Raw genomic sequence first — 14246 nt, 5'->3', positions numbered from 1 at the left:
TTTTCCTTACCGGGCCGCGTCCCCTTCAATGGAACGTTTCACCTGGTACATGGCTCCATCCGCCCGGCGGAACACTTCCGTAAAGCTGATATCACTGCCCGGCTGGTATTCCGCATGGCCGGCGGAGAAGGAAAGCTGTTCCCAGGGCTTTTCTCCGGTCCAGTCCCGTTTCCGGAGATAGGGGAGCAGCTGCTGCCACAGAGCTTCCCGGTTTTCATAATCCCGGTTCTGGAGCAGTACCAGGAATTCATCCCCGCCGATCCGGTACACCGGACTGTGGGCATACACATCGCAGATGGTTTTGGCGGTGAGCTGGAGCAACAGGTTCCCCTTTTCGTGGCCGTAGGTGTCGTTGATCCCTTTGAGTCTGTTGCAGTCCACCATCACCACCCCGAAGGCCAGCTGGGGATCCTTCTCGGTGATCCGGCCGTTCAGGTCCAGGATTCTGGTTTCCAGGGCGCTGACATTCTTCACATGGGTCAGTTTGTCCTGGAAGGCCTCGGTCTTCAGGCCCTGGACCATGGTCTTCATCAGGCCCATGGTTTTGTTTATGTTCTGGGCCAGCTGACCGATCTCATCCTGGCTTTCGTAGGATACCGGGATATCGTAATTTCCCTGGCCCATCCGGGAAGCCGCCTTGTTGATGGCTGCCAGGGGCTGGAGGAATTTGTTGGCCAGGTAGGCCGCCAGGGAGGAGCCACAAATGGCAAACAGGATCAGCAGGAAAAAGGCCCGGAAGGTGGCTGTTCGCTGGACTGCATAGATTTCACTGCTGGGGGCTTCCACTCCCAGCTTCATCCCGTTCACCAGGGTGGTGAAGGCCAGCTGCCTTTGTTCCTTTTTATAGAAGATCGGCAGGGTGTCGGAACCGCTGTCGTGCTGCCGGAACAGGCTCTGGTACTGGGACAGTCCGAAATCACTCAGGTTTGTATCCGGGAGTCCATAGGGATGGTCCGGATGGTAGTACAGCTCTCCTCCTGCGGAAAACAGCAGGGCATAGCCGCTGTCGTAGATATGGACGTTCTTCAATCTGCCGATGAGGGTATCCATCCGGATGTCGATGCCCACCAGGCCGATGCACCGGCGGTTCACAAAGATAGGCTTGGTGTAGGAAATAACCCGGGGGCCATTGGGGCTCTCCTGATAGGGAGGGATCCACACGGGGGACAGTTTTTCCATGGGTTCGTAGTACCACCGGTTATTTGCCTGGGCCTCCTCTTCCGGCCCTTCCTTGGGATGGGCGATGGGCTCTTCCTGGAATTCCGTCCGGCCGGGCAGTTTCTGGTAGGAAAACCCGTCAGGTTCCGGAAGCAGATCCTCATTGAAATGGAGATAGAAACCGGATACTTCCGGGATGTTGCGGACAGCCGCCTGGAACTGGCGGTGAAGGCGGATTTTGATATCGGCCCGGAAGGCCGGATCCTGCAGCTGGTTCTTGGAAGTGAAATACTGCTGGGCCGTGTTGGCGGCGAAATCCACCGCGTCCTGGGACTGGAGCATCATTTTGTCCAGATGGGATGCTTCCCGCTGGGTCTCCCAGTTGAGCCCGGTATTGGCCACCTGGGTGGAATAAATATTGATGCTCCGGATGTTCATCACCCCCATGATCAGGGTCAGCACAACGGTGATGGCCACAATGACGATGGTGAGTTGAAGACGGAGACTGCGGATTTTAGCCATGACGGATACACCTCGAAAAAAGTATACTCCCCTCAGCCAGGAGAAACGTTGCATAAAGTTACCTGTTTATTCATTATAAGAAAAGAAGGGAGATTTGTCCACTCGGGTATTTTCCTGGTGGGGGTCAACAAGTTCCTGGCGAAACCTTCATCGCAGTATGGTTATGCAGCAAAGTGACGAGTACGGGACCGTAGGGGGCGCAGGCCCGGCTCCCCGCCATATACTCTTGAACGGAAAAAACGGTGTATTCTGTTTCAAAATCAATTTGCAAAAAATGATTTCCATCGGCCGCTGACCGTTGACCGCCGACAAAAAAAGACTGCCGCGGAAGCGACAGTCTTTTTTCTTGCCATCAATTATTTCACTTCGTGGATCCAGCCTTCCGGGCCTTCGATTTCGCCCATCTGGATACCTCTCAGGGTCTTGTACAGTCTGGTCAGCACAGGGCCCATTTCTTCCATCCCACTGGGGATGCAGATTTCCTTGCCGTGGTCCACCACTTTGCCCACCGGGCAGATGACGGCAGCGGTGCCGCACAGGCCGGCTTCGGCAAAATCAGCCACTTCGGAGAATTTCACCGGACGGTGTTCCACTTTCATGCCCAGCATATCCGTTGCGATGGTGATCAGGGAACGGCGGGTGATGGAGGGCAGGATGGAATCGGATTTCGGGGTGACCAGGGTGCCGTCCTTTTTCACGAACAGGAAGTTGGCGCCGCCGGTTTCTTCCACGTAAGTCCGGGTGGCCGGATCCAGGTACATGTTTTCATCGAACCCGTTGTGATGGGCGGTGATGTAGGCGTGGAGGCTCATGGCGTAGTTCAGGCCGGCTTTGATGTGGCCGGTGCCCCGGGGTGCCGCACGGTCGAAATCGGATACGCAGATGGTGATGGGCTTTACGCCGTTTTTGAAGTAGTTGCCCACAGGGGTCCCGAACAGACGGAACTGGTATTCAGCGGAGGGTTTCACCCCGATCACCGGGCCGGTGGCAAACAGGTAGGGGCGCAGGTACAGGGCGCCGCCGCTTTCAAAAGGAGGAATGTAGTCTTTGTTGGCCCGGACCACTTCGTCCACGGCTTCCATGAACATTTCTTCAGAGACCGGAGGCATTTCCAGCCGTTTGGCGGAATCAATCATCCGTTTGGCGTTCTGATCCGGACGGAAGGTCACAGTGCGCCCGTCTTTGGTCTTGTAGGCTTTCAGGCCTTCGAAGACTTCCTGACAATACTGCAGGATGCCGGCACATTCATTCAGGACCACGTTGGCATCACCGGTGAGACCGCCTTTGCCCCATTTGCCGTCCTTGAAGTTGGCAACATACCGCTGGGCAATGGGCTGGTATTCAAATCCCAGTTTGGACCAATCGATGTTTACATTAGACATACAAACCCCTCATTTCTTTCCTATAGATATGCTATAGATTATGTTACAAAAATGAATTTTGCATACCTCAATATATTACCCATCTGCAACGGGTTTGTCAATGAAATAGTAAAAAAGACGGTGGGATGGCCACAGGAATTGCAACATCTGATACAGAAAGGGTATAATGGGAGGGAATAGCGAACACAATCTGAAAGGAGTCCCGATTCCATGATCCTTCCCATTTTCATCCCCCACGCCGGGTGTCCCCACCTTTGCTCCTTCTGCAACCAGCGGACCATCAGCGGGGAGGGGGACAGCAGCCTGGCCGGAGCCCGGCGGCAGATGGAAAACCTCCTTGGCTGGGTCCGTCCCGATCCCGCCAACGAACTGGCTTTTTACGGCGGCTCTTTCACTGCCCTGGATCCTGACCGGCAGGAGGCCCTGCTGGATCTGGCGGAAACCTGGAGAGGGCAGGGGCTGTGCGGCCCTCTCCGGCTGTCCACCCGGCCGGACGCCATCACCCCGGAAATCCTGGACCGTCTCCGGGCCCACCAGGTGGAAACCATCGAACTGGGGGCCCAGTCCCTGGATGACCGGGTGCTGGAACTGGCCCGGCGGGGCCATACGGCTGCCCAGGTCCGCACGGCTTCCCGGCTGATCCGGCAGGGGGGCTTCCGGCTGGGGCTCCAGCTGATGACCGGGCTCCCGGGCCAGGACGGGCCCAGCCTGGAAGACACCAAAGCCCAGGTGCTTGCCCTCCACCCGGATCTGGTGCGGATCTACCCGGTGCTGGTGATCGAAGGGACGCTCCTGGCGGACCAGTGGCGCCAGGGAGCATACAGGCCCCAGACGGTGGAGGAGGCGGTGGATGCCTGCTGGCCCCTGTACCGGGACTTCACCGCCGCCGGGATCCAGGTGATCCGCCTGGGCCTCCAGCCGGACCGGGAACTGTGCGCTCCGGGGCACATCCTGGCCGGGCCCTTCCATCCTGCCTTCGGGGAACTGGTGAAAAGCCGGGGGGTGGGGCTCCAGGTGCTGGAGAAGATTGCAGAGCTCCCCGGTGGGGATTATAATATGATTATCACCTGTCCGGACAGGCTGGCTTCGATCGTCCGGGGCCAGCACCGGAGCAATGTCCGTCTGTGGGAAGAGACGGGAAAGGTCCGGGTGGCATTCCAGACAGGAGAAAAGTTCGAGGTGAGGTTCCATGACAGAAAAACTGTATGAAAACGATTCTCTGCTCCAGAGCTGTACGGCGGTGGTCCGTTCCTGTGAGCAAAAAGAGGACCATTATGAAGTGATCCTGGACCGGACGGTGCTGTTCCCGGAAGGGGGCGGCCAGCTGTCCGACAAGGGCTGGCTGGATATGGTGCCGGTGTACTATGCCTCGGAAGACGGACCGGAGGTGCGCCACTGGACCCATGCTCCGGTGGAACCGGGGAAGACCGTCACCGTGAAGCTGGACTGGCCGGTGCGTCTGGACCGGATGCAGCAGCACTGCGGGGAGCATATCCTCTCCTATGCCTTCTGGAAAACCTGCGGGGCCAACAATGTGGGCTTCCATATGAATGAAGACAGTGTGTTCATCGACCTGGACCAGGAAATCGACGAGGAAAAGGCCAAAAAGGCGGAGTGGATGGCCAATGAGTGCCTGTGGGCCAACGAACCTGTTTCCCTCCATTATGTGGATGCATCGGAACTGGGGAAGTATCCCCTGCGGAAAAAGAACGAAAAACTCAGGGGCACCGTGCGGCTGGTGGACATCAAGAACGGGGACATCTGCACCTGCTGCGGCACCCATCCCCCCTATACAGGCATGGTGGGGTCCATCCAGATCATCCGCTTCGTCCGGCACAAGGGAGGCAGCCGGATCGAGTTCCTCTGCGGGAACCGGGCCCTGAAGGCCATGCATGAACGGAACCGGATCCTGGAAGAAACCAGCAACTTCCTGTCCGTCAAGGCGGAAGACGTGCTGCCGGCGGTGGAGAAGCTCCACCAGGAAATCCTGGATCTCCGGGGGAAAGTCCGGGAAAAGACCCAGGAACTGATCCGCTTCCAGCTGCCCGACCTTCTGGCCCAGGCCCCGGTGCTGGCCGACGGCACCCGGCTGCTGGTGCTGACCCTGGAAGGGACGGCAGCGGACGGGAAGAGCGCCATGAAGCTGGCCTCCGCGGAACCCGGGGTGCTGGCGGCAGTGTTCACCAAAGACGGGGACCGGATCATGTACCAGTTCGCCCTCAGCGAAGGGGCGGAAGGGGACTGCAAAGCCTGCTGCACCAAAGCCAATGCCCTGTTCGGAGGCCGGGGCGGGGGACGGCCCCAGAGCGCCCAGGGCGGCGGCACCGCCGGAGCGGACTGGGAACAGAAGGTCCGGGAACTGGTGGCAGAGATTAAAAAGTAAAAAGCGGGAAACCTGCCGGCTGGCAGGTTTCCTCCATGGGCCGTTGACCGTTGACAGTTGACCGCTGACAGCAAGAGGATATGGCACGTTCCGTGCAATACCCTCTTGCAACTTTTGTAACAAATATGATATAATTTCTATCGGCTGTGATTGCACAGCCGGAGAAAAAACACACGCAGAGTCAGGACGCGGCTGTCCTTCTTTGGAAGGTTAAGCGAAAAATGATCTGCGGAGGTAAAAACAGGAGGAAACAAAAATGGCAATTGTATCCATGAAACAACTTTTGGAAGCAGGCGTACACTTCGGTCATCAGACCCGCCGCTGGAACCCCAAGATGGCTCCCTACATCTTCACCGAACGGAACGGGATCTACATCATCGATCTGCAGAAAACCGTGAAAAAGGTGGAAGAATGCTACAGCTTCCTGCGTGAACTGGCTGCCCAGGGCGGCACCGTGCTGTTCGTAGGCACCAAGAAGCAGGCTCAGGCTGCCATTAAAGAAGAAGCTGAACGCTGCGGCATGTTCTATGTGAACGAAAGATGGCTGGGCGGCATGCTGACCAACTTCAAGACCATCCAGACCCGGATCAAGAGACTGCATGACCTGGAAAAGATGGAAGAAGAAGGCACCTTCGAACTGCTGCCGAAGAAAGAAGTTATCGTTCTGCGCCATGAAATGGCCAAACTGGAAAAATACCTGGGCGGTATCAAAGACATGAAGAAGCTGCCCAGCGCTCTGTTCGTCATCGATCCCCGGAAGGAACACAACGCCATCCTGGAAGCCCGGAAACTGCACATCCCCATCGTGGCCACCGTTGACACCAACTGCGATCCCGATGAAGTGGATTACCTGATGCCCGCCAACGACGACGCCATCCGTGCCGTCCGTCTGCTGACCAGCAAAATGGCTGACGCTGTCCTGGAAGGCAAAGCCAGCGCTGTGGATGAAGAAGCTGCCGCTGCTGACGAAGCTGCTGCTGAAGAAGAAGCCAAGGACGCTGAATAAGCTTCCTTTCCCAAATTCCATAAAGTTACAGGAGGAATACTGATGGCAATTACTGCTAGCATGGTTAAAGAACTGCGTGAACGTACCGGCGCCGGCATGATGGACTGCAAAAAGGCCCTGACCGCCACCAACGGCGATATGGATCAGGCAATCGACTACCTGAGAGAAAAAGGCCTGTCCAAGGCTGCCAAAAAGGCCAGCCGTGTGGCTGCTGAAGGCCTGGTGGAAGCATATGTGGACGAAGCCAATAAAGTGGCTGTCCTGGTGGAAGTCAACTGCGAAACCGACTTTGTGGCCAACACCGACGAATACAAGAACCTGGTGCTGAGCGTGGCCAAACACATTGCCGCCCACAAACCGGCTGATGTGGCTGAACTGAACGACCAGACCTTCGAAGGTACGGACAAGAAAGTCAGCGAAGTGATCACCGAAGCCATCGCCAAGATCGGCGAAAAGATCGATGTCCGCCGCTTCGCCGTGTATGAATACGGCAACGATACCCTGGGCCATTACATCCATGGGGCCGGCAAGATCGGCGTCCTGGTTGAACTGGAAGGCGGGGATGCGGAAGTGGCCAAAGACGTGGCCATGCACATCGCTGCTGCCAACCCGTCCTATCTGGACCGGACTCAGGTTCCTGCCAGCGAACTGGATCACGAAAAAGAAGTCCTGGCTGAACAGGCCAAGAACGAAGGAAAACCGGAAAAAATCATCGAAAAGATGGTTATGGGCCGTATCCAGAAATTCTATAAGGAAATCTGCCTGGTGGATCAGGAATTCATCAAAGATCCGGATAAATCCATCAGCACCCTGCTGAAGGAACACAATGCCAAGGCAAAGAGATTCGTCCGCTTCCAGCTGGGCGAAGGCATTGAAAAGAAGAAGGAAGACTTCGCTGCTGAAGTTGCCAGCTTCGTAAAATAACACTCTTGCAAGGGGCTCTCGCTTGTGCGGCAGCCCCTTGTTTTTTGAGACATTCTAGATTCAGTCTTGCAGGAAAGACCATTTTCACCTATAATGATAAAGAACGGAAGGGGACGGCTGGTCCGGACCTTTCAAAAGCATTGTAGAACTGTGGATGACTTCTTGTTCAAGATCTGCGGAACTCTGTAGGAGGTACTGTCAGTGTCGGGTAATAGAAAGTTCAAGCGCGTGATTCTGAAACTCAGTGGGGAAGCCCTGGCCGGTGAGAAAGGCTACGGCATCGATCCCAAAACGGTGGACGCCATTGCGGCCCAGATCCAGGCAGTCCGGGAAAGCGGACTGGACGTGGCTGTGGTCAACGGCGGCGGGAACATCTGGAGAGGCCTGGCCGGTGCTTCCAAAGGCATGGACCGGGCAACGGCGGACTACATGGGGATGCTGGCCACGGTCATCAACTCCCTGGCGCTGCAGGATGCTCTGGAAAACCGTGGGGTGCCCACCCGGGTGCAGACGGCCATTGAAATGCGAGCCATTGCGGAACCCTATATCCGCCGGAGAGCGGTGCGGCACCTGGAAAAGGGCCGTGTGGTGATCTTCGCAGCCGGCACCGGCAATCCGTATTTCTCCACGGACACCACGGCAGCCCTGCGTGCGGCGGAAATCGAAGCCGACGCCATCCTGATGGCCAAGAAGGGCGTGGACGGGGTCTATGACAGCGATCCTGCCGTGAATCCCAACGCCGTGAAGTTCGACCATCTGGAATATATCGAAGTGATCCAGAGAAATCTGGGTGTCATGGACTCCACCGCCATCAGCCTGTGCATGGACAACCACATTCCCATCGTCGTGTTCAACATCGATGAGGAAGGGAACATCCTGAAGGCCGCTGCCGGTGAAGAAATCGGAACCCTGGTAGGAGGATTCTAAATGGCAACGATTGAAGAACTGCAAACCAAAACCCAAGAAAAGATGGATAAAGCGCTCCATGCGCTCCGGAACGAACTGACCAACATCCGCACCGGGCGGGCTACCCCGTCCCTGCTGGACCAGGTGAAAGTGGACTACTATGGGGCTCCCACTCCTGTGACCCAGGTGGCCAATGTGTCCGTGCCGGAACCCCGTATGATCGTGATCCAGCCCTGGGACCGGAGCCTGCTGAAGGTCATTGAAAAGGCCATCATGACTTCCGACCTGGGCCTGAACCCCAACAACGACGGGACTGTGATCCGCCTGAACCTGCCTCTCCTGACGGAAGAACGCCGGAAGGAACTGGTAAAGGTGGTCAACAAAAAGGGCGAAGCCAGCCGGGTGGAAATCCGGAACATCCGCCGGGATTTCAATGACGCTGTGAAAAAACAGGTGAAAGCCAAAGAAATCACCGAAGATGATGCCAAAGATGCAACGGATTTTTCCCAGAAGCTGACGGACAAATTCATGAAGAAAATCGATGATGTCCTGGCCCAGAAAGAAAAGGAAGTCATGTCGGTGTGAGTACGGCAGCTCCCAAGGCCCCCGATGTACTGGCCCGGCCCCTGGCCCTGGCTCTGAAAAAACTGGAGCAGGCCGGCTGGCAGGCTGAAATCGTCCGGGCGGAACCTTATCTTCACCATCCTGCGCTAGTCTGGCATGATGACTCTGCTTATATCCTTAAGCAGACCGTTGTGTCTGACCATACATTACAAATTATTGTTGGTTGCAAATTCGAAGGGAGGTGTACTGACCAATGGCACACAAAATTAACCAAGACGAATGCATCGGCTGCGGTTCCTGCGCTGGGACCTGCCCGGTAGGTGCAATCGCTGAAGACAACGGCAAGTACAAGGTTGACGAAGCCAGCTGCATCGATTGCGATGCTTGCACCGGCGCTTGCCCGGTTGGCGCTATCAAAGCTGAATAAGCTTTCTGGCGTTGTTGCGCAGCCCGCGTAAGCAGGCTGCGCAAATTTTTTTATAGGGGTATGCCAATGCTGAAAAAACTCTTAGGCCTCACTTCCAAACCGGAACCCATCCCGGAAACCGACGGGGTGGATACTTCCATGCTTCAGCCCGATCTGATCCCCTGCCACGTGGCCATCATCATGGACGGCAACGGCCGGTGGGCCAGAGCCCAGGGAAAACCCCGGACCTTCGGCCATGCAGCCGGTGCCCGCACCCTGCGGCGGATCGTGAAGTTTGCAGACCATCTGGGCATCAAGGCCCTGAGCGTCTACGCCTTTTCCACGGAAAACTGGAAACGGCCCGTTACGGAAGTCCGTTTCATCATGGATCTTCTGTGCCAGTATCTGACCAGTGAACTGGAAGAATTCAATCAGTACAATGTCCGTATCCGTTTCATGGGCTCCCGGGAGGGACTGCCCGCCATTGTCCAGGAAAAGATGGACCATGCCCTGGACGTGACCAAGGACAATACGGGAATCATCCTGAATATCGCAATCAATTACGGCGGCCAGCGGGAGCTGGTGGAGGCCGTGCGGGAAATCGCCGGCTCCGTCCAGCAGGGGACCCTGACCCCGGATGCCATAAATGAAAAGACCATCGAAGAACATCTGTATACCCGGGGCCTGCCGGCACCGGATCTTTTGATCCGCACCGGGGGTGACCTGCGGGTGAGCAATTTCATGCTCTGGCAGATCGCCTATTCGGAATTCTGGACCACGCCTGTTTTCTGGCCGGACTTTTCCGAGGAACTGCTGACGGAAGCGGTGTTCAGTTATCAGAAACGGGACCGCCGGTTCGGCGGCCTGAATCAGAAATAAGAGGCGCTGACTATGGGACAGAGAATACGGACGGCGATCGTCGCCATCCCCATTGCATTGTTTTTGATCAAGATGGGGGGCCTGCTGTTTGCTCTGGGAGTACTGATCCTGGGGCTGGTGGGCTTCCGGGAATACCGGAACATGCTGACCCGGGACGGGATCCAGGTGTACCGGGCCACGGGACTTGTGGGTACGGCTCTTCTCATCGGGGCGGCCGGGCTGGGGAGACCGGACTGGCTGCTGCCCCTGGTGACCCTGTTTTCCCTTTTGGTGCTGCTGGAAGGGCTCTGTTTTTATGCCCAGGGCCATTTTCCGGAAAACACCGGCCTGACCTGCATGGCTCTGGTGTACCTGGGGCTGCCCTTTGCCCATTTCATCCTGCTCCGGGAACTTTCCGGTCCCTTCCACACCATCCCCGGATGGGGGACGGTGAGCCTGGGGGAAGCCCTGCTGTGGACGGTGATGTTCGCCACCTGGGCCAGTGACACCTTTGCCTATTTCGGGGGACGGGCTTTCGGGAAGACCAAGCTGCTGCCCAGGGTGAGCCCCAAAAAGACCCGGGAAGGGGCCCTGTGCGGCTTCCTTGGCTGCGTGGCCACCGTGTGGCTCCTGGGCTCCCTGTGGCTCCGGTATCCTCTGGTGCCGGTGCTGCTCCTGGGGGTGGGCATCGGGTTCTTCGCCCCTCTGGGCGACCTGGTGGAAAGCATCCTGAAACGGTCCTGTGACATCAAGGATTCCGGCAATTTCTTCCCTGGCCACGGGGGTGTGCTGGACCGGTGTGACAGCCTGATCTTCTCGGTGCCCTTTGCCTATTATTTCATTACCCTGTGCCTGCTGGGCTGAAGGAGGTTTCCATGAAGAAAATCGCAATATTGGGGTCCACCGGTTCCATCGGCACCCAGACCCTGGATGTGGCGGCGGCCAACCCGGAACGGATCCGGGTGGTGGCTCTGGCGGCCCATAAAAACGATGCCTTGCTGGAAGCCCAGATCCGGAAGTTCCAGCCCCTGGTGGCGGCCCTTTCGGATCCTGCAGCGGCCAAAAGGCTGAAGGAACGGTACAACGGACCTACGGAGATCCTCAGCGGTCCCGAAGGGATCATGGCCGCAGCCACCTGCAGCGAAGCGGATACGGTGCTGGGTGCCATGGTGGGCTATGCGGGGCTTCGTCCCACCCTGGCGGCCATCCGGGCCGGGAAGCACATTGCCCTGGCCAACAAGGAGACCCTGGTGGCGGCGGGCAGCCTGGTGATGGACGCGGTGAAAAAGGCCGGGGTCCGTCTGACCCCTGTGGACAGCGAACACAGTGCCATTTTCCAGTGTCTCCAGGGCAACGCCCACAAAGACCTGAAACGGATCCTGCTGACGGCCTCCGGGGGGCCCTTCCGGGGCAGGACCCGGGAAGAACTCCAGGGGGTGACCGTGGAGCAGTGCCTCCATCATCCCACCTGGACCATGGGCACCAAGGTGACCATCGATTCCTCCACCCTGGCCAACAAAGGACTTGAAGTGATCGAGGCCCACTGGCTGTTTGATGCTCCCTATGAAAAGATCGTTCCCATCATCCATCCCCAGAGCATCGTCCACAGCCTGGTGGAATACAGCGACGGGGCGGTGATGGCCCAGCTGGGGGTAGCGGATATGAAGCTGCCCATCCAGTATGCCCTCAGCTGGCCGGACCGGTGGCCGGTGGCCTTTGACCAGCTGGACCTGGTGAAGGCCGGGGCCCTGGAATTTTATGAACCGGATACCAAAGTCTTCCGTGCCCTGGCCCTGGCCATCCAGGCTGGGAAAACCGGCGGCACCCTGCCCTGCACCTTCAATGCGGCCAACGAAGTGGCGGTGGCTTCCTTTCTCCAGGGCCGGCTGTCCTTCCTGGGCATTGCCGACCTGATCGAAAAGGTGCTGGAAGCCACGGTGCCGGAAAAAGTGGACGGGTACGAAACCATTGTGGAAGCGGACCGGAAGGCCCGGGCCCTGGCGGAAGACCTGGTGGCCCGGGGACAGTAGGAGGGAAAAGCCTTGTTGACGATTCTTGCAGCCATCGTCCTGTTCGGTGTGCTGATCACGGTCCATGAACTGGGCCATTTCCTGGCGGCCAAAGGTACCGGCATGCTGGTTACGGAGTTTTCCATCGGCTTCGGGCCCAGGCTGTTCCAGAAAAAAGTGGGGGAGACCCTGTATTCCCTCCGGCTGTGCCCTCTGGGGGGCTACAACCGCATTGCCGGCATGGAGCCGGGGGAGGCGGTGACGCCCCGGGGATTCAACGGCCGTCCCCTGTGGGCCCGGATGCTGGTGATCCTGGCAGGGCCCTTCATGAATTTCCTCCTGCCTTTCCTGATCTTCTTCGGGGTGTTTGCTTTCAGCGGCCTGACCCTGCCGGTAAACGAACCGGTGGTGGGCTCCCTGATGGAAGGATATCCGGGAGCGGAAGCGGGGCTCAAGGCCGGGGACCGGCTGGTGAGCATCAACGGCCGGAAACTGGAAAAATGGAATGACATCAATGCCCTGGTCCAGCAGAACGGACCGGAACCGGGCCAGGTGGTGATCGATCGGAACGGGACGGAACGGACGGTGGTGCTGAAGCCCCGGTATGACGGGGAATCCCACCGGTTCCTGATCGGGGTCCGGCCCCGGGTGGAACACCGGCAGCTGTCCCTGGGAGAAAGCCTGAAGACTGCGGCCCTGGCCGTGGGCCGGACCACCGCCGCCATGGTGGACGGACTCCGGAAGATGATCACCGGCAAGGTGAACGCGGATATCGCCGGCCCCATCGGCGTGGCCCACATGGCCGGGGACGTGGCGGCCCAGGGGGCGGTGCCCTACCTGGAGTTCATGGCCTTTCTGAGCCTGAACCTGGCGGTGCTGAATCTGGTGCCCATCCCGGCCCTGGACGGAGGCCAGTTCCTGGTGCTGGTGGTGGAGGGGATCCTGGGCCATGCCCTGGCCCCCAAAGCCAAGGAAGTGATCCAGATGATCGGGGTGGGCTGCATCGTGGCCCTGACCATTTTCGCCACCCTGCATGATCTGCTGCAGTAGGAGGAAACCATGGAAAGAAGAAAAAGCCGTACCATTGCCATCGGCCAGGTGACCATCGGGGGAGAGAACCCGGTGGCCGTCCAGTCCATGACCAATACGAAAACCGAAAATATCCCCGCCACCGTGGACCAGATCCACCGGCTCACGGACCGGGGCTGTGAAATCATCCGCTGCGCCGTGCCCACCCTGGAAGCGGCCCAGGCCCTGAAGGAAATCCGGAAACAGATCGCCATCCCCCTGGTGGCGGACATCCATTTCGATTACCGGCTGGCCCTGGCGGCCCTGGAATCCGGGGTGGACGCCCTGCGTCTGAACCCGGGGAACATCGGGGGACGGGACCGGGTGGAAAAGGTGGTGGAAGCCGCCCGGCAGCGGCAGGTGCCCATCCGCATCGGGGTGAACGCCGGGTCCCTGCCCAAAGACCTGCTGGAAAAATACGGGCACCCTACGGCGGAAGCCCTGGTGGAAGCCGCCTGGCGCCATATTCATATTCTGGAAGAAATGGATTATAATAATATCGTCATTTCTCTCAAAGCCCACGATGTGCCCCTGACCCTGGCCGCCTACCGGCTCATGGCCAGAGAGTGCGACTATCCCCTCCATGTGGGGATCACCGAGGCGGGGACCATCCGCAGCGGTCTCATCAAAAGCGCCGTGGGCATCGGCACCCTGCTGGCCGAAGGCATCGGGGACACCATCCGGGTTTCCCTTACCGGGGATCCCCTGGCGGAAATCGATGCCGGGTTCGAGATCCTGAAATCCCTTGGCCTGCGCCAGCACGGACCCACCCTGGTATCCTGCCCCACCTGCGGCCGGACCTGCTGGAGCCTGGAAAAGGTGGCCAAAGAGGTGGAAGCCCGGCTGGCTGAGATCCCGGAACCCATTACCGTAGCCGTCATGGGCTGCGTGGTGAACGGACCGGGTGAAGCCCGGGAGGCCGATGTGGGCATTGCCGGAGGCAAGGGCGAAGGTCTGTTGTTCCGGAAGGGACAGATCCTTCGGAAGGTGCCGGAAGCCCGGCTGGTAGAAGAACTGTTTGAAGAAATCCAAAAGATCACAGACGAAAGGAAGTTGTAAA

At 58.4% G+C, this 14246-nt stretch carries 15 protein-coding genes; 13 read left to right on the top strand and 2 right to left on the bottom strand.

Annotation, left to right across the window (positions count from 1 at the left end):
* Nucleotides 1-6: 6 nt before the first annotated feature.
* Together ACFER_RS07050 and ACFER_RS07045 are read right to left on the bottom strand one after the other, a co-directional pair.
* Entirely contained in the window at nt 7-1680 is a 1674-nt protein-coding gene (locus ACFER_RS07050; protein ID WP_012938731.1) for a sensor domain-containing diguanylate cyclase, read from the bottom strand.
* Nucleotides 1681-2036: 356 nt separating this feature from the next.
* Nucleotides 2037-3062, bottom strand: a complete 1026-nt coding sequence (locus tag ACFER_RS07045; protein WP_012938730.1) for a branched-chain amino acid aminotransferase — start codon at nt 3060-3062, stop codon at nt 2037-2039.
* A 210-nt stretch (nt 3063-3272) separates the two neighbouring features.
* Between ACFER_RS07045 and ACFER_RS07040 the strand changes: the two genes are divergently transcribed.
* The 13 genes from ACFER_RS07040 to ispG all read left to right on the top strand — a co-directional run bounded on the left by ACFER_RS07040 (nt 3273) and on the right by ispG (nt 14245).
* Complete coding sequence (locus ACFER_RS07040) at nt 3273-4271, top strand: elongator complex protein 3 (RefSeq protein ID WP_012938729.1); 999 nt, start codon at nt 3273-3275, stop codon at nt 4269-4271.
* Nucleotides 4252-5445, top strand: coding sequence for an alanyl-tRNA editing protein (locus tag ACFER_RS07035; RefSeq protein ID WP_012938728.1), 1194 nt, complete (start codon nt 4252-4254; stop codon nt 5443-5445). Before ACFER_RS07040 ends, ACFER_RS07035 begins: the two co-directional genes overlap by 20 nt.
* A gap of 256 nt (nt 5446-5701) precedes the next feature.
* Nucleotides 5702-6451: a 30S ribosomal protein S2 gene (gene rpsB, locus ACFER_RS07030; protein WP_012938727.1), complete on the top strand. Its 750-nt coding sequence runs from the start codon at nt 5702-5704 to the stop codon at nt 6449-6451.
* Nucleotides 6452-6493: 42 nt separating this feature from the next.
* The gene (tsf, locus tag ACFER_RS07025) at nt 6494-7375 is read left to right on the top strand and encodes a translation elongation factor Ts (RefSeq protein ID WP_012938726.1); all 882 of its coding nucleotides are present in this window, start codon (nt 6494-6496) and stop codon (nt 7373-7375) included.
* Nucleotides 7376-7576: 201 nt separating this feature from the next.
* Nucleotides 7577-8302, top strand: a complete 726-nt coding sequence (gene pyrH, locus ACFER_RS07020; protein ID WP_012938725.1) for a UMP kinase — start codon at nt 7577-7579, stop codon at nt 8300-8302.
* Nucleotides 8303-8866 carry a ribosome recycling factor gene (gene frr / locus ACFER_RS07015; RefSeq protein WP_012938724.1) on the top strand — a complete coding sequence of 188 codons (564 nt, stop codon included), beginning with the start codon at nt 8303-8305 and terminating at the stop codon, nt 8864-8866.
* A complete protein-coding gene (locus ACFER_RS11295) occupies nt 8863-9165 on the top strand; it encodes a hypothetical protein (protein WP_187287538.1) in 303 nt (100 codons plus the stop codon). The genes frr and ACFER_RS11295 overlap by 4 nt, the downstream gene beginning before the upstream one ends.
* Nucleotides 9099-9272, top strand: a complete 174-nt coding sequence (locus ACFER_RS11125; protein ID WP_012938723.1) for an indolepyruvate ferredoxin oxidoreductase subunit alpha — start codon at nt 9099-9101, stop codon at nt 9270-9272. The genes ACFER_RS11295 and ACFER_RS11125 overlap by 67 nt, the downstream gene beginning before the upstream one ends.
* Nucleotides 9273-9338: 66 nt before the next feature.
* Nucleotides 9339-10130 carry an isoprenyl transferase gene (locus tag ACFER_RS07005; RefSeq protein ID WP_012938722.1) on the top strand — a complete coding sequence of 264 codons (792 nt, stop codon included), beginning with the start codon at nt 9339-9341 and terminating at the stop codon, nt 10128-10130.
* Between the two features lie 12 nt (nt 10131-10142).
* A complete protein-coding gene (locus ACFER_RS07000; protein ID WP_012938721.1) occupies nt 10143-10973 on the top strand; it encodes a phosphatidate cytidylyltransferase in 831 nt (276 codons plus the stop codon).
* Nucleotides 10974-10984: 11 nt separating this feature from the next.
* The gene (locus tag ACFER_RS06995) at nt 10985-12139 is read left to right on the top strand and encodes a 1-deoxy-D-xylulose-5-phosphate reductoisomerase (protein ID WP_012938720.1); all 1155 of its coding nucleotides are present in this window, start codon (nt 10985-10987) and stop codon (nt 12137-12139) included.
* A gap of 12 nt (nt 12140-12151) precedes the next feature.
* Nucleotides 12152-13168 carry an RIP metalloprotease RseP gene (rseP, locus tag ACFER_RS06990; protein ID WP_012938719.1) on the top strand — a complete coding sequence of 339 codons (1017 nt, stop codon included), beginning with the start codon at nt 12152-12154 and terminating at the stop codon, nt 13166-13168.
* Nucleotides 13169-13177: 9 nt separating this feature from the next.
* On the top strand, nt 13178-14245 hold the full coding sequence (gene ispG, locus ACFER_RS06985) for a flavodoxin-dependent (E)-4-hydroxy-3-methylbut-2-enyl-diphosphate synthase (RefSeq protein WP_012938718.1): 1068 nt from the start codon (nt 13178-13180) through the stop codon (nt 14243-14245).
* Nucleotide 14246: the final 1 nt, after the last annotated feature.

This window comes from Acidaminococcus fermentans DSM 20731 (assembly GCF_000025305.1).
Lineage (GTDB): Bacteria > Bacillota > Negativicutes > Acidaminococcales > Acidaminococcaceae > Acidaminococcus > Acidaminococcus fermentans.
Note: the sequence above shows the minus strand (reverse complement) of the source record. Positions and strands in the feature narration are given on the sequence as shown.

Bases quoted from the DNA above. Each gene is read 5' to 3' on its own strand.
- ACFER_RS07050 (WP_012938731.1), bottom strand. From the start codon at position 1,680: ATGGCTAAAATCCGCAGTCTCCGTCTTCAACTCACCATCGTCATTGTG.
- ACFER_RS07045 (WP_012938730.1), bottom strand. From the start codon at position 3,062: ATGTCTAATGTAAACATCGATTGGTCCAAACTGGGATTTGAATACCAG.
- ACFER_RS07040 (WP_012938729.1), top strand. From the start codon at position 3,273: ATGATCCTTCCCATTTTCATCCCCCACGCCGGGTGTCCCCACCTTTGC.
- ACFER_RS07035 (WP_012938728.1), top strand. From the start codon at position 4,252: ATGACAGAAAAACTGTATGAAAACGATTCTCTGCTCCAGAGCTGTACG.
- rpsB (WP_012938727.1), top strand. From the start codon at position 5,702: ATGGCAATTGTATCCATGAAACAACTTTTGGAAGCAGGCGTACACTTC.
- tsf (WP_012938726.1), top strand. From the start codon at position 6,494: ATGGCAATTACTGCTAGCATGGTTAAAGAACTGCGTGAACGTACCGGC.
- frr (WP_012938724.1), top strand. From the start codon at position 8,303: ATGGCAACGATTGAAGAACTGCAAACCAAAACCCAAGAAAAGATGGAT.
- ACFER_RS11125 (WP_012938723.1), top strand. From the start codon at position 9,099: ATGGCACACAAAATTAACCAAGACGAATGCATCGGCTGCGGTTCCTGC.
- ACFER_RS07005 (WP_012938722.1), top strand. From the start codon at position 9,339: ATGCTGAAAAAACTCTTAGGCCTCACTTCCAAACCGGAACCCATCCCG.
- ACFER_RS07000 (WP_012938721.1), top strand. From the start codon at position 10,143: ATGGGACAGAGAATACGGACGGCGATCGTCGCCATCCCCATTGCATTG.
- ACFER_RS06995 (WP_012938720.1), top strand. From the start codon at position 10,985: ATGAAGAAAATCGCAATATTGGGGTCCACCGGTTCCATCGGCACCCAG.
- ispG (WP_012938718.1), top strand. From the start codon at position 13,178: ATGGAAAGAAGAAAAAGCCGTACCATTGCCATCGGCCAGGTGACCATC.